Below are 13,637 nucleotides of genomic sequence, written 5' to 3' on the forward strand. Positions count from 1 at the left end.
TGAACATCACGTTATTTTTGTAAATATCTTAGCAGTGAAGATTGAAATACTGTAAAGTTTATAATGTTGCAGCGCAGAATTTGTTAATGTCGCAGCGCAGAAACGTATTGAAATTGCGTGATATTGGCGCATTTATCAAAGGCTGAATGTGATGGCACGAGAAGCATTGACCGGCAGCCGCATCCGCGAACGACGGGTAATGGCGGGGATGAAGCAGGCCGATCTCGCGCGTTTGGCGGGGATTTCGCCCAGCTACCTGAATTTGATCGAACACAACCGGCGCAGAATCGGCGGCAAGTTGTTGCTGAACATCGCAGGGGCCTTGGGCGTAGAGGCGCAGGCGCTGACCGACGGGGCGGAGGCGGCGTTGATCGCCACGCTGCGCGAAGCGGCGGATGCTGCGGGGCTGAGTGGTGATGAAGTGACCCGCGCCGACGAATTTGCAGGCCGCTTTCCAGGTTGGGCGGATGTGCTGGCAGGCACCGCCAAACGCGCCACTGCACTTGAGCAGACTGTTGAAGCATTGAATGACCGTTTGGCCCACGATCCGCATCTGGCCGCGTCAATGCATGAGCTGTTGTCGACCGCTGCGGCAATCCGGTCAACCGCCGCGATCCTTGCCGAGAACGAGGCGCTACAGCCCGAATGGCGCAACCGGTTTCACGCCAATATTGACGAGGACAGCCGCCGCCTTTCCAACAGCGCCGAGGCGATTGTCGCCTATCTGGATGCTGATGCGCAGGCCGCTGATGCGGCCAGTTCGCCACAAGAAGAGGTTGAGCTGTACCTGTCTGCGCAAGAGTTCAGTTTCGCCGCCCTTGAACAGGGGGTCGACAATACGGCGTTGATTGATGCCATGGTACAAGACGCACCACAGCTGACGTCGCAGGCGTCAAAATACATTGCTGCAATGGTGCTGCGGCAGGTGGACGATGATGCCAAGGTGCTGACGCTGCCGGACCTGCGCATCGCGATCGCGCAGGTCGGCACGGACCCTTTGATGTTGGCCAACCACCTGCGCTGCCCTTTGGCGTGTTTGTTGCGCCGGATGGCCGCGTTGCCCGAATTGGGGGCAGGGTTGGTGGTGTGCGACCGCTCGGGTACCGTGATTTTTCGCAAATCGGTCGAAGGCTTCACCGTGCCGCGTCACGGGGCATGCTGTCCGCTATGGCCCCTGTTTGCAGCATTGGGCCAACCGGGCAGCGTCACCCATGCGCGCATCACCCAACCGGGGCGCGCGGACGCACCATTTGACGGCTTCGCCGCGGCCGAAAATATCGCGAATACCGGCTATAACATGGCCCCGTTGCGTCAGGCCGTGATGCTGTTGCTGCCCGCAGAGGCGGGTGTCGGTCCGGCGGTTCCTGTGGGGTCGACCTGTCGGGTATGCCCGCAAGAACACTGCCGCGCCCGGCGCGCTCCGTCCGTGATGAGCGGCGGTATTTAGACCGTTCGCAGCAGGGCAGATCAGATCACCTTTTGACAGCCCCCCATGTCCAGTGCATGCTGGTCGCTACTGCATGACATTCCGCGACAGACGGGGTGCTTGCGGGATTAGGGGAGGGGGCGACGCACATGGGTAAACATGTTGTGCTGGTCGAGGACGAATTGAACATCGCGGAAGCGATCCGTTTTTTGCTATCGAACGAGGGCTGGCGAGTCGAAACTTTGGCCAATGGCACGACCGCTGTGGACGTAATCCGAAAAGCCGCGCCAGATTTGGTGATGCTGGACGTTATGTTACCGGGCAAGTCGGGGTTCGAGATATTGCATGATCTGCGGGCCGATCCGGTTTTCGAGGCCTTGCCAATTCTGATGCTGACCGCCCGCGGTCAGGCGCGTGACCGTGAGATGGCCGAAAAAGCAGGGGTTAGCAGATTTATGACCAAGCCGTTTTCGAATTCGGACATGCTGGACGCGGTGCGCGAGCTGACCAGCTAAGTAAAGGCCAGACCTATGCCAAACGGTCCCGTATTTCTGGAACGTCAAACCTACCGGATGCGCCGTTTGATGGATGCGGTGCGCCTGTTGCCGCTATTGGGTGCTGCGCTGTGGATGGTGCCGCTGATGTGGCCCTTGCCCGAGGCAGAGGGTGGCGGCATCGCGATGAGCACCGCGCTGCAGTATCTGTTCGGAGTCTGGCTGATGCTGGTGGTGATGCGCCTGATTTTGTGGCGCAAGACCCGCGTGCAGGATGCGCCTGGGTTGGACACGGCTGAATGACCGTCGGCATCAACCAGCTTGTCTTTGTCTGTCTGGCTTATGTGGTGATCCTGTTCGCGGTGGCCTTCCTTGCAGAGCGCGCTTCGGCGCAGGGCCGGTTCGGCGCGATTCTGCGATCACCGGTGATCTATACCTTGTCCTTGTCGATCTATTGCACCGCATGGACGTTCTACGGCGCGGTCGGATACGCGGCGCGCTCGGGGTTGGAGTATGTGACGATCTATCTGGGACCCTCACTGGTGATGATTGGCTGGTGGTGGATCTTGCGCCGACTGGTCAGCATCGGGCGCAGCCAGCGGGTGACGTCGATTGCCGACCTGATTTCGTCGCGCTATGGCAAATCGAACGCGCTGGCGATTGTTGTGACATTGATGGCCGTGATCGGGGTGACGCCCTATATTGCATTGCAATTACAATCGGTTGTCCTGTCTCTTTCGATTTTCGCAAAGGCAGAGGCCGCTGGTGGGCAAGCCTTCAACGCCACGCCGGCGGCTTTCTGGGTGGCTACGGGGCTGGCACTGTTCACCGTGCTGTTCGGGACCCGTAACCTGAACGTCAACGAACGCCACCACGGCATCGTCATCGCCGTTGCGGTGGAGGCGGTGGTCAAACTGGTGGCCCTGCTGGCGGTCGGCATTTTTGTGGTCTGGGGGCTGGCAGGTGGATTGGGCGAAACGCTGGCGCGCATAGACGCCTCCGATATCGGGGAGTGGGAAGTGCAGGGCAGCCGCTGGACCGCGCTGACCTTTCTGTCAGCGGCGGCGTTTTTGTGCCTGCCGCGGATGTTTCAGGTGATGGTTGTCGAAAATGACGATGAACGCCATTTGCAAATCGCATCCTGGGCCTTTCCCGCCTATGTGATGTTGATGAGCCTGTTTGTGGTGCCCATCGCGGTTGTCGGACTTGATCTGTTGCCCGCCGGATCAAACCCCGACCTGTTTGTCCTGAGCCTGCCGCTGAGCCAGAACCAGAACGGGCTTGCCACCCTGTCTTTCCTTGGCGGGTTTTCGTCCGCGACGTCGATGGTCATCGTGGCCACACTGGCGCTTAGTACAATGGTCAGCAATCACATCGTCATGCCCGTGTGGCTGGCGCTGAGGCAGGGCGGGGCCACGCAATCGGGCGATGTGCGCGGAGTCATCATCCTTGCGCGGCGGATGTGTATTTTGCTGATCATCGCCTTGGGGTTCTTTTATTACCGCGCCTCCGGGGGCAGCGGTGCTTTGGCGGCGATCGGTACGATCAGTTTTGGCGGAGTGGCACAGTTTTTGCCGGCGCTGTTAGGCGGAATTTTCTGGCGCGGTGCCACGCGGGCTGGGGCATTTTGCGGCTTGGGCACCGGTTTTGCGTTATGGATATTTACCATGTTACTGCCAAGTTTCGGCGTGGATGTCGCCCTGTCGAAAGACACCTTTGAACAGGGGCTCTTGGGGATCAACTGGCTGCGGCCGCAGGCGCTGTTCGGCATCGACGGGCTGGACCCGACCGTGCACGCCGTTGTCTGGAGCATGTCACTGAATACATTGGCCTTTACCGTGGTTTCGGTGTTTTCTTTCCCCGAACCCATTGAGCGGTTACAGGGCGCGCAATTCGTCAATGTGTTGGATCATTCCGGCCCTTCACGGGTCTGGACCGCATCGGTCGCAGGCAGCGAAGATCTGATGATTATGAGCCAGCGTATCATGGGCGCGACCGAGGCACAGATTTTCTTTCACAAACAGACCAAGGCGCAAGGGTTGTCGGGACATCTGCCCGAACCGACGCCGGCCTTTATCGACGCGCTTGAACGGGAACTTGCCGCTTCTGTCGGTGCCGCCACGGCGCATGCGATGGTCAGCCAGATTGTCGGCGGCAGCGCGATTTCGGTGCAGGACCTTCTGGCGGTGGCCGATGAATCCGCCCAGATGCTGGAGTATTCCAGCCAGCTGGAACAGAAATCGCGCCAATTGACCGAAACAGCAGCCCAGTTGCGCGCAGCCAACGAAAAGCTGACGCAGCTCTCGTTGCAAAAAGACGGGTTCCTGAGCCAGATCAGCCATGAATTGCGCACGCCGATGACCTCGATCCGGTCGTTTTCGGAAATCCTGCGCGATACCGGCAGTCTGAGTGAAGAAGACAAGACGCGTTATGCCTCGATCATCCATGCCGAAACGATCCGCCTGACGCGCCTGCTGGATGATCTTTTGGACCTGTCAGTATTGGAAAACGGTCAGGTTTCACTGCATCTGGGACAAGAACCTTTGCACAGCGTTCTGGCGCGTGCGGTGACCACTGTGGTTTCGGGGGGCGACGGGCGGTTGCATGTTCATATTGCACCGCAGGAAGAAGACGTGGTGTTGAACACTGACTTGGACCGGTTGGTGCAGGTGTTCATTAATCTGATCAGCAATGCCCAGAAGTATTGTCAAGCCGACGCACCCGCACTGACCATCACACCACAGCTGACACCGACGGGGCTGGCGATAGATTTTGTCGATAACGGCAAGGGAATCGCCGGAGATGAACAGGCTGTTGTTTTCGAAAAGTTCTATCGCGTGGGCGGATCGCAAGGCGATGGTGCGGGGCTGGGGCTGGCCATTTGCCAAGAGATCATGGAACGCTTGGGCGGACGGGTCCGCTATCTTGAAGGTAGCACCGGGGGGGCATTTCGGGTGACGCTGCCCCATGCGGCAATGGCCGGGCAAACTGCCGCAACTTCCAAAGTTACGCCACCCGCCTAAAGGCTCTGGTAACACTTCGTCAGCTATATCTCTGACCTAGAGCCGCAATCGCGGGTGAAGTGTATGGGATCAAAACAGGATATGGCAGGGTCGGCAAGCACCGCTCAAGAGGGCGCTGCACCTACGGACACGACCTTGCATCGCAAGGTGCAAGCGGGACAGGCCGAGCATCAGGCGCGGGCGATGTCGCTGGCCAAAGCGTTGCGCCTGACACTTGCCAAAGTGGCGGAAGATCTGTTCGAGGTGTCCATGGCCGCGATCAGCGTGCGCAGCCAGTTCTGTCCCGGCGATGACATCGAAAAAGAACTGAAAGAAGCTGCTTTATTGATGCTTTTTGACGGTCCGGGGCAAAGCCGCGCGGCGGTAATGGTTGATCCCGCGATGGTCGGGGCGTTGATCCAGCAACAGACCATGGGCAAGGTCCTGCCCGTGCTTGAGGGCGCAGAGCGTCCGATGACCCCGACAGATGCCGCGATTGCCGCGCCTTTCCTCGATGCCTTGTTTACGCGGGCCGGGCCGGTGCCCGAAGATCCGGTCGAGCGAAAGCTGATTTCCGGTTTCCGCTTCGGCGCTTGGGTAGAGGATGCGCGGATCTTGAGCATGTCGCTGGATGCACCGGAGTATCAACTGGTGCATATCGACGTGGATATTTCTGGTGGCGTCCGGCAGGGACGGATCGTTTTATGCATGCCGCGGGGGCATGACACGATCACCGAGCCGTTGCCGGATGGTGCAAGCGGGGCGTTGCAAGGCGAAAGTGCCCCGCGCCAGCCGGTGACCCTGTCGGATACGGTGATGATGCTGGCGGTGGATTTGCGCATAAGCCTTGCCCGTTTGCGCATGCCCCTGCGTGACTTGGGTCATCTCGCGACAGGCGACATTCTGGATCTCGGGGCCGCAAGCTTTGCCAAGGTGCGGGTTCAGACCTTTGCGGGTAAAGCCGTGGGCCAAGGCACGCTTGGCCAGATTGAAGGAGCACGAGCAGTTCAAGTGCAATCGACCCACACGGGTGCGCTGAACCTGCAACGACGGGCGTCGGATCGCGATCACATGGGGTTGCCCGATATTTCTGCCCAGCCTCCCGAAGGAAATGACCGGCGCGACCAACTTGGTTTGCCGGCAGTGAGACACATGCCGGATCTGCCTGACTTGCCCGACACGTCGGAAATGCCAAGACTTGAGAACGAGGAAGAGATGGCCGCTGCGCACAGTTTGCCCGATCTACCTGATCTACCGGATATGTCTGACTTGCCTGAAATTGACGCGCCGCTTGATCTGCCGGACCTGCCTGATCTACCGGACCTGCCCGAACTGAATGTCGGTTAGCGCCAGCCTAGCAGAAGCGCTGCGCCAACGCTTGCCGCATGCCTGCCAGATCATAGCCGCCTGCCTGTGCCGTTTGCACAATCTCGTCGGCGTCCATGTCACCCGCTTGTCCCAAAGCCCAAGCGATGGTTGAACGGGTGCCCGATGCGCAATAGGCCAGCACCACGTCACCGGTTTCAACCCCAAGTGCGCGGTTGTTCGCAATCACGTCGGGCACCATTGTTTGATGCGTCAGCGGTTGTTCGCTGAACGACAGACCCGCGGCCTCGGCTGCTGCGCGGATGGCGGCGGCGCTATGGCTTGGCGGCACTTCTGCATCCGGGCGGTTGCACAGAATGCGTGTAATGCCGGCCTCGGCCAGCGCGGCCATATCATCGGCTGCAATCTGCGGGCTCACGAAATAGCGGGGGGTCAACTGTCGTATATCCATGAGGCAGATGTACGAAAGCCGGTCCAACCTGTCCAGAGCCGATACGCTCAGAGCCGGTTGATCGGCAGTTTCAGCATCACAGTGCCATCTTCTTCGGCAGGGGGCATGTGGCCTGCACGCATGTTGACTTGCAAAGATGGCACAATCAGCTTGGGCATCGCCAGCTGCGCATCGCGGGTTTCGCGCAGATCAACAAAACTGTTCTCATCCGTGCCGCCGCCCACATGCACATTGGCCGCCTTTTGCGCGGCGACGGTGGTTTCCCATGCAAATTCATAGCGCCCCGGTGCCTTGTAATCGTGCCCGACAAAAATACGCGTTTCATCCGGCAGAGACAGAATCCGCTGGATTGACTGGTACAGATCATGCGCAGATCCCCCCGGAAAATCACAGCGCGCCGTGCCGAAATCCGGCATGAACAACGTGTCCCCAACAAAGGCGGCATCGCCGATCACATAGGTCAGGCAGGCCGGCGTATGGCCCGGCGTGTGCATGACGTCTGCCCGCATCTGGCCGATGTGAAAACTGTCCCCGTCGTCGAAAAGCGCGTCGAATTGGCTGCCGTCACGCTGGAATTCCGTGCCTTCGTTGAACACCTTGCCAAAAGTGTCCTGCACGACGCGGATCTGGTTGCCGATGCCGATCTTGCCGCCGAGCTTTTCCTGAACGTAGGGGGCGGCGGACAGGTGGTCCGCATGCACATGACTTTCCAAAATCCATTGCAGGTTCAGGGACTTTTCCCTGATGAACGCGACAATCCGGTCTGCTGAACGTGTATCGGTACGCCCTGCGGCATGGTCGAAATCCAACACGGAATCAACGATCGCGCAGGCCGACCCTTGCGGATCTTGCACAACATAGCTGACGGTATTCGTCGCGTCGTCAAAGAAGGCGGTGACATTAGGGACGGGAAGGGACAGTGACATGGGCGGACCTCTCCTTGTGTTTGTGACAAGGTAGCGGCTATTGCGCATTGCGCCAAGCGATGCCTGCGCGCCCCTCTGCGTTACGCCAGAAAGATGCCGATGATGACCATCATCAACCCGATGACAGACAGGCACAGCGCGCCCAGATTCAACGGCATGGCCGACTGGATCACCGCGCGCATCGCGTCATCGTCCAGCTTGGCGCGTTTGGCGCGGCTGACGCGGATGATGCACCAAACCAGACCCAAGAGGCCTAACAGCGACAATCCGGCACCAGACCAGATGATGATATCAAAAACAGAGGTTGCTTTGGTTTCCATGCGCGCTTGGCTACGACAAATGATTTGGCAGGGCAAGGGCGGCTTGCAGCCCGCAGGTGAGGGCGGTAGTCAGACAAGGAGTACTGACCCTCCCCAACCGCAGGACACCAATCAATGAGCGATTTTTCCACCAATCCCGCCCCGCAATCCGATGTTGTCGAGGCGCAGGGCGATGCGACTTACCGTGTTACCGCCAACGAACTGCGCCAGTTTGTCGAGCGGATCGAACGGTTGGATTCCGAAAAGAAGGACCTTGCCGAGCAGCAAAAAGAGGTCATGGCCGAAGCGAAGTCCCGCGGTTACGACACCAAAGTGCTGCGCAAGGTGATCGCGTTGCGCAAGCGCGACAAGGACGACATCGCCGAAGAAGAGGCCGTGATGGAGATGTATAAAGAAGCCTTGGGTATGTAGCCGGTCGGGGTGGTGCCAAACGGGCCTTGCACCTTGGCACGCACCCCAATAGAAGGATGCAAATTTTACCCCGCGCGGGCCTCGCGCGGCTTATTTCTATGGAGCACACATGCAGGTCAATGAGACGCTGAACGAAGGTCTGAAACGCGGATATTCCATCGTGGTTACCGCCGCGGAGCTGGAAGCCAAGGTTAACGAAAAGCTGACCGAAGCGCAGCCTGACGTCGAGATGAAGGGTTTCCGCAAAGGCAAGGTGCCGATGGCGTTGCTGAAAAAGCAGTTTGGCCAGCGTGTTATGGGCGAAGCAATGCAGGAAAGCATTGATGGTGCCATGGCCGAGCATTTTGAAAAATCCGGCGACCGTCCTGCGATGCAGCCAGAAGTCAAAATGACCAACGAAGACTGGAAAGAGGGCGACGACGTCAACGTCGACATGACTTACGAGGCGCTGCCCGAAATTCCTGAGCTGGACATGTCCAAGATCAAGCTCGAAAAGCTGGTCGTGAAAGCAGACGATGCGGCCATCGAAGAAGCGCTGGCCAATCTGGCCGAGACCGCACAGGATTTCAAAGCCCGCAAAAAGGGTTCGAAAGCCAAAGACGGCGATCAGGTTGTCATGGATTTCCTTGGCAAGGTTGACGGCGAAGCTTTCGAAGGTGGCGCGGCCGAAGATTTCCCGCTGGTTCTGGGCTCGGGCAACTTTATCCCCGGTTTCGAAGAGCAGCTGGTTGGCGTGAAAGCCGAAGAAGAGAAGCTGGTGACTGTCAGCTTCCCTGATGATTATCAGGCCGAGCACTTGAAGGGCAAAGAAGCGACCTTTGAATGCACGATCAAAGAAGTCAAAGAACCGGTTGCCGCAGAAATCAATGACGAGATGGCGACAAAATTCGGTGCCGAAGATCTGGCCGCATTGAAAACGCAAATCGCCGAGCGTCTGGAAGCAGAATATGCCGGCGCATCCCGCGCTGTCATGAAGCGTGGCCTGTTGGACGAACTGGACAAGATGGTCGATTTCGAATTGCCACCGTCCCTCGTTGAGGCTGAAGCGGGCCAGATCGCGCATCAGCTGTGGCACGAGGACAACCCTGACGTTCAGGGCCACGACCACCCGGAAATCGAAACCACCGACGAGCACACCACACTGGCCACACGCCGCGTGCGTTTGGGCCTGTTGTTGGCCGAGCTGGGTCAGAAAGCCGAAGTCGAAGTGACAGACGCCGAGATGACACAAGCGATCATGAACCAGGCGCGTCAGTACCCGGGTCAGGAACGCCAGTTCTTTGAATTCGTTCAGCAGAACCAGCAGATGCAGCAGCAGCTGCGCGCACCTTTGTTTGAAGACAAGGTTGTTGATCACATCGCCGAAGGTGCGACCGTGACCGAGAAAACTGTTTCGAAGGAAGATCTGCAGAAAGCTGTTGAGGCGCTCGAAGACGCCGAATGAGGTAACGTTTTAACGTTTAAGGAAGAGGCCGCGTTGCAAGACGTGGCCTTTTTTATTGCCTCAAATACCCGTTATTGGTGTTTTTTGACTGGAAATACACGGCGGTTTCGACTAAATGCCCGAAGCTTTCCCCAAAGTAACCACAATCTGCCGCTATTAATTGGCCCCAGAAGAGATCGCATAAATTTCGGGATCTTGGGCGCTTATTTTGGAGGTAGTACGAATGGAATATGGACGGATTAAGCCGATTTCCGGCGAAAATGGTTACGAGAAAACTGCATTGACGATGAAATCAATTGCCGAGTTGCTCGCCGAAGAGGGCACCAATATGGATGAGCTGAAAAGCAGCGCTCGGGAACCAGTACAAGGGGCACAAGCAGAACCGACGGAGCCGACAGTTCCATCTGTTCGCAGCCCGCTTCAACAACCGGTTCATGCGCGCGGTACTGGAGAGAATCCGACGATGAATAAGGCTGGAAGCCTTCCACACATCGCGCCAGCTGATGCACCCCATGCCCCCGAGAAGCCACGGTCGTTTTTACGTCGGCTGTTTGGCGGCTGAAGCCGCGCGGGGTTCGTGCGCTTTTGAGGCAGGCCAATTACCGGCCCGAACACCCGAGCACTTGAATATCCAAGCAGGGGCCGGCCAGAGATGGCGGGCCTTTCGCATGTGTGGGCAGCGGCAAGGTGAATAACAACGGCCGTGGCCATGTTTTTCCGGCAGGAACAGGGATTTTAAGGGTTCGCCCTTTGACCCTTGCGACAGAACGCAAAACGCCGCGCAGAACCTGCGCGGCGTTTCGATGTCTTGGCTTAAACCCTAAGGTTTAGCTGTTTGCTGTGTCGTCCTGATCGTCGGATGCTGCTGCATCTTCAGGGGTAGGGACCAGATCATCGTCGTCGGACGCGGCAGAGCCGATATCGTCGAACAATTCAGCAATTTCAAAGTCTGCTGCGGCTTCTTCTTCAGCGGCGAGTTCCTGAATGGACTTGCCGGATGCCTGAAGCTCGGCCTCTTCAACAGAACGTGCAACGTTCAGCTGAATGGTGGCTTCGACTTCGGGGTGCAGAACAACGGAAACGTCGTGCAGGCCCAGTTCTTTGATCGGCGCGGACAGGACAACCTGTTTGCGATCTACGGTAAAGCCTTCGGCAGTTGCCGCATCAGCCGCGTCACGCGTGGTGACGGAGCCGTAAAGCGCACCGGCGTCAGACGCAGAACGAATCACGATGAACTGCTGACCGTTAAGCTTGGCAGACATTGCTTCTGCTTCTGCTTTGGTCTCGAGGTTCTGTGCTTCAAGCTGGGCTTTGCGGCCTTCGAATGCTTCGATGTTGGCTTTGGACGCGGACAGCGCCTTGCCCTGTGGCAACAGGAAGTTGCGCGCGAAGCCCGGCTTGACGTCTACGACGTCGCCCATCTGGCCCAGCTTGGCCACACGTTGGAGAAGGATAACTTGCATGATGGTTCTCCTTACTTAACAGCGTATGGCAGCAGGGCGAGGAAGCGGGCGCGTTTGATGGCACGGGCCAGTTCACGCTGCTTTTTCGCCGATACGGCTGTGATACGGGAAGGAACGATTTTGCCGCGCTCAGAGATGTAGCGTTGCAGCAGACGTGTGTCTTTGTAATCGATCGCAGGTGCATTGTCGCCCGAGAAAGGGCAGACTTTGCGACGGCGGAAAAATGGTTTTGCAGCCATGGTTTAGGTCCTTTTCTTCAAGCTTGTGATCAACGGCGCTCGCGGCGTTCGCCGCGCTCGGGACGCTCGTCACGCTTTTGCATCTGAACGGATGGCAGCTCTTTGTGCTCGTCCATTTTGATGGTCAAAACGCGCATTACGTCGTCGTGCAGGCGCATCAGACGCTCCATTTCCTGAACGGCCGGTGCAGGTGCATCCGAACGCAGGAAGGCGTAGTGGCCCTTGCGGTTTTTGTTGATCTTATAGGCCATCGTTTTGACGCCCCAATACTCGCTATCCACGAGTTTCCCGCCATTGTCGGCAAGGACGGCACCAAAGTGTTCGATAAGGCCTTCGGCTTGCGTGTTGGACAGGTCCTGACGCGCAATCATAACATGCTCGTATAGTGGCATGTGCACTCCTATTTATATCAAGGCGCATTTCATAGGCAGGGCAGTATCCTTTGCGGCCCCACCACGAGAGACTGCGCGGTTCAATCGTCTTGCAAAGGAAGTGCCCATATACACGGTTGGGCGGGCAGGGCAAGGGGCTCTGCCCGCCGAGCCGCTAACTTGATGCGCCCGCGAAAAGCCCGCGCCGCAGGTTCAGTGCACGCGCGGTTTGATGCAGCACGCCGATTGTCAGCACCGCCATCAGTATTTCGGCCAGCGGACCCGCAAGCCAGATACCCGGTTCGCCCAACAGAACGGGCAGGGCAAACGTAAGTGGCAAGGCAAATACGTAGGGTTTGCTAAGGCCGAGGATCGCAGCGCGCGTAGCATTGCCGATGGCCTGGAAATAGCTGGCGATGATGATCAACGGGCCGGAAAGCCACAACATGGCAACGGTCAGCGACATGATATGGCCGAAGGCTGCAATCACCGCTGGATCGTCAACAAAAGCCGCGGCGATGGTTTCAGGAAAGATCATCAGCAGGATCTGGAATGTCGTGCAGTAGATGAATGCGATCCAAATCCCCAGTCGCAGACTTTTGTCCGAGCGATGCCATTCCTTTGCGCCGTAGTTGTTGCCGACAATAGATTGCAAGGCAAAGGTCAGTCCCAACAGTGGGAGGAACAGAAATGTCATCACGCGGGTTACGATCCCGAAAGCGGATACGGAGACTTCGTATTGCGCGACATTGAACATTTGTAGCGCAGTGATGACGGCCGCAGACCCAAGGGCGATGCCAATGAAATTCAGGCTTTGCGGTGCCCCTAGGGCAAGGATACGTGACCACCCGTGGACAAGGGAGGTATGCAACAACATGTTAGGGTGCAAATCGGCACGCCCCGCCATGCGGTACGCGATGATGATCGCAAAGGCCAGCAGTTGCGCCAGCGCAGTGCCATAGGCCGATCCCGCGACACCAAGGCCCATCAGCGCGATCAGCACATAATTGAACCCGATGTTGGAAATCGAGACGAGCAAGCTCATCGCGGCCATGAAGCCGATGCGTCCTTCGTTGCGCAGGGCATCCGAATTCACAGACAGCAGAAACGCCAGTGGAGAGACGAAAGCGGTAATCGCCAGATAGGTCTGTGCCATATCCGCTAGTGGTTCAGAACCGGAGGCGAGCGCAAGGCTCAGCATCCGCCCGAACAACAGATAGCCAAGAATAAGCCCGACACTGACGAAGAGGGCAAAGCCATGTGCGGCCGCGAAGGTGGCACGGGCACCGTCTAGATCGGCGGCACCCAATTGTCGGGCAAGGATGCTGGACATGCCGCCTGATACCAGGGTCGCCAAGGCAACAATCAGCATGTAAATGGGAAAGATCAGGGTGACAGCGCTGAGGGCTTCTGGTCCGACATAGCGCCCCAGAAAAATGGCATCGACCACGGTCAATATCCCGTTCATGCCCATCACAAAGATGATCGGCAGGGCGGTTTTCGCAAAGATCGGCCCAAGCGGGCCATGGGTGTAGGAGTTGGAGTAGGGCAACGTGAACCTCTTTTCAGATGTTCCGCATGTAAGGAGGTGCTCGCATTGCCGACCGGCGGAAACATAAGTCAAAGGTCAGACGTAATGTTATCGACACTTCACCGAGGATAAACCTGCGAGCGGCTGGTGGCCGAACCATGAGCAAAGGCGATACGCCTTCTGGGCTTACAAGGCAACCCTGTTTGACCGCGCTTCTTTCAGGCAACGGCACG

Annotated in this window: 15 protein-coding genes; 8 read left to right on the plus strand and 7 right to left on the minus strand. The window is 57.9% G+C overall.

Features of this window, described 5'->3' with window-relative positions:
* The first annotated feature begins 151 nt into the window (after positions 1–151).
* The 5 genes from Z947_RS0111420 to Z947_RS0111440 all read left to right on the plus strand — a co-directional run bounded on the left by Z947_RS0111420 (position 152) and on the right by Z947_RS0111440 (position 6,269).
* Positions 152–1,447 carry a helix-turn-helix domain-containing protein gene (locus Z947_RS0111420; RefSeq protein WP_025044439.1) on the plus strand — a complete coding sequence of 432 codons (1,296 nt, stop codon included), beginning with the start codon at positions 152–154 and terminating at the stop codon, positions 1,445–1,447.
* Positions 1,448–1,575: 128 nt separating this feature from the next.
* A complete protein-coding gene (locus tag Z947_RS21040) occupies positions 1,576–1,941 on the plus strand; it encodes a response regulator transcription factor (protein ID WP_037938869.1) in 366 nt (121 codons plus the stop codon).
* A 15-nt stretch (positions 1,942–1,956) separates the two neighbouring features.
* Positions 1,957–2,223, plus strand: a complete 267-nt coding sequence (locus Z947_RS21045; protein ID WP_037938871.1) for a hypothetical protein — start codon at positions 1,957–1,959, stop codon at positions 2,221–2,223.
* Positions 2,220–4,943 (plus strand): ATP-binding protein, encoded by a 2,724-nt coding sequence (locus Z947_RS0111435; protein ID WP_025044440.1) that lies wholly within the window; start codon positions 2,220–2,222, stop codon positions 4,941–4,943. The genes Z947_RS21045 and Z947_RS0111435 overlap by 4 nt, the downstream gene beginning before the upstream one ends.
* Before the next feature lie 63 nt (positions 4,944–5,006).
* Positions 5,007–6,269: a FliM/FliN family flagellar motor switch protein gene (locus Z947_RS0111440; RefSeq protein ID WP_081781143.1), complete on the plus strand. Its 1,263-nt coding sequence runs from the start codon at positions 5,007–5,009 to the stop codon at positions 6,267–6,269.
* Positions 6,270–6,276: 7 nt separating this feature from the next.
* On the opposite strand, the gene Z947_RS0111445 is transcribed toward Z947_RS0111440, so the two are convergent.
* The 3 genes from Z947_RS0111445 to Z947_RS0111455 form a co-directional block, all read right to left on the minus strand.
* The gene (locus Z947_RS0111445; RefSeq protein WP_025044442.1) at positions 6,277–6,699 is read right to left on the minus strand and encodes a TIGR01244 family sulfur transferase; all 423 of its coding nucleotides are present in this window, start codon (positions 6,697–6,699) and stop codon (positions 6,277–6,279) included.
* Between the two features lie 47 nt (positions 6,700–6,746).
* Positions 6,747–7,625 (minus strand): MBL fold metallo-hydrolase, encoded by an 879-nt coding sequence (locus Z947_RS0111450; protein ID WP_037938873.1) that lies wholly within the window; start codon positions 7,623–7,625, stop codon positions 6,747–6,749.
* Positions 7,626–7,705: 80 nt separating this feature from the next.
* Positions 7,706–7,945 carry a hypothetical protein gene (locus Z947_RS0111455; RefSeq protein ID WP_025044444.1) on the minus strand — a complete coding sequence of 80 codons (240 nt, stop codon included), beginning with the start codon at positions 7,943–7,945 and terminating at the stop codon, positions 7,706–7,708.
* A 114-nt stretch (positions 7,946–8,059) separates the two neighbouring features.
* Here Z947_RS0111455 and Z947_RS0111460 point away from each other — a divergent pair, with 114 nt between their 5' ends.
* The 3 genes from Z947_RS0111460 to Z947_RS22085 all read left to right on the plus strand — a co-directional run bounded on the left by Z947_RS0111460 (position 8,060) and on the right by Z947_RS22085 (position 10,362).
* Positions 8,060–8,356, plus strand: a complete 297-nt coding sequence (locus Z947_RS0111460) for a DUF2312 domain-containing protein (protein WP_025044445.1) — start codon at positions 8,060–8,062, stop codon at positions 8,354–8,356.
* Between the two features lie 109 nt (positions 8,357–8,465).
* Positions 8,466–9,800: a trigger factor gene (tig, locus tag Z947_RS0111465; RefSeq protein ID WP_025044446.1), complete on the plus strand. Its 1,335-nt coding sequence runs from the start codon at positions 8,466–8,468 to the stop codon at positions 9,798–9,800.
* Between the two features lie 223 nt (positions 9,801–10,023).
* Complete coding sequence (locus tag Z947_RS22085) at positions 10,024–10,362, plus strand: hypothetical protein (protein WP_156026651.1); 339 nt, start codon at positions 10,024–10,026, stop codon at positions 10,360–10,362.
* A 265-nt stretch (positions 10,363–10,627) separates the two neighbouring features.
* Here Z947_RS22085 and rplI read toward each other — a convergent pair whose 3' ends face one another.
* The 4 genes from rplI to Z947_RS0111485 form a co-directional block, all read right to left on the minus strand.
* The gene (gene rplI, locus Z947_RS0111470) at positions 10,628–11,263 is read right to left on the minus strand and encodes a 50S ribosomal protein L9 (RefSeq protein ID WP_025044447.1); all 636 of its coding nucleotides are present in this window, start codon (positions 11,261–11,263) and stop codon (positions 10,628–10,630) included.
* Between the two features lie 11 nt (positions 11,264–11,274).
* On the minus strand, positions 11,275–11,502 hold the full coding sequence (rpsR, locus tag Z947_RS0111475) for a 30S ribosomal protein S18 (protein WP_005852865.1): 228 nt from the start codon (positions 11,500–11,502) through the stop codon (positions 11,275–11,277).
* A gap of 29 nt (positions 11,503–11,531) precedes the next feature.
* Positions 11,532–11,894 (minus strand): 30S ribosomal protein S6, encoded by a 363-nt coding sequence (gene rpsF, locus Z947_RS0111480; protein ID WP_025044448.1) that lies wholly within the window; start codon positions 11,892–11,894, stop codon positions 11,532–11,534.
* A gap of 154 nt (positions 11,895–12,048) precedes the next feature.
* Complete coding sequence (locus Z947_RS0111485; protein ID WP_025044449.1) at positions 12,049–13,425, minus strand: MATE family efflux transporter; 1,377 nt, start codon at positions 13,423–13,425, stop codon at positions 12,049–12,051.
* Positions 13,426–13,637: the final 212 nt, after the last annotated feature.

Origin of the sequence: Sulfitobacter geojensis, assembly GCF_000622325.1 — a bacterium.
In the GTDB taxonomy this organism is placed as follows: Bacteria; Pseudomonadota; Alphaproteobacteria; order Rhodobacterales; family Rhodobacteraceae; genus Sulfitobacter; species Sulfitobacter geojensis.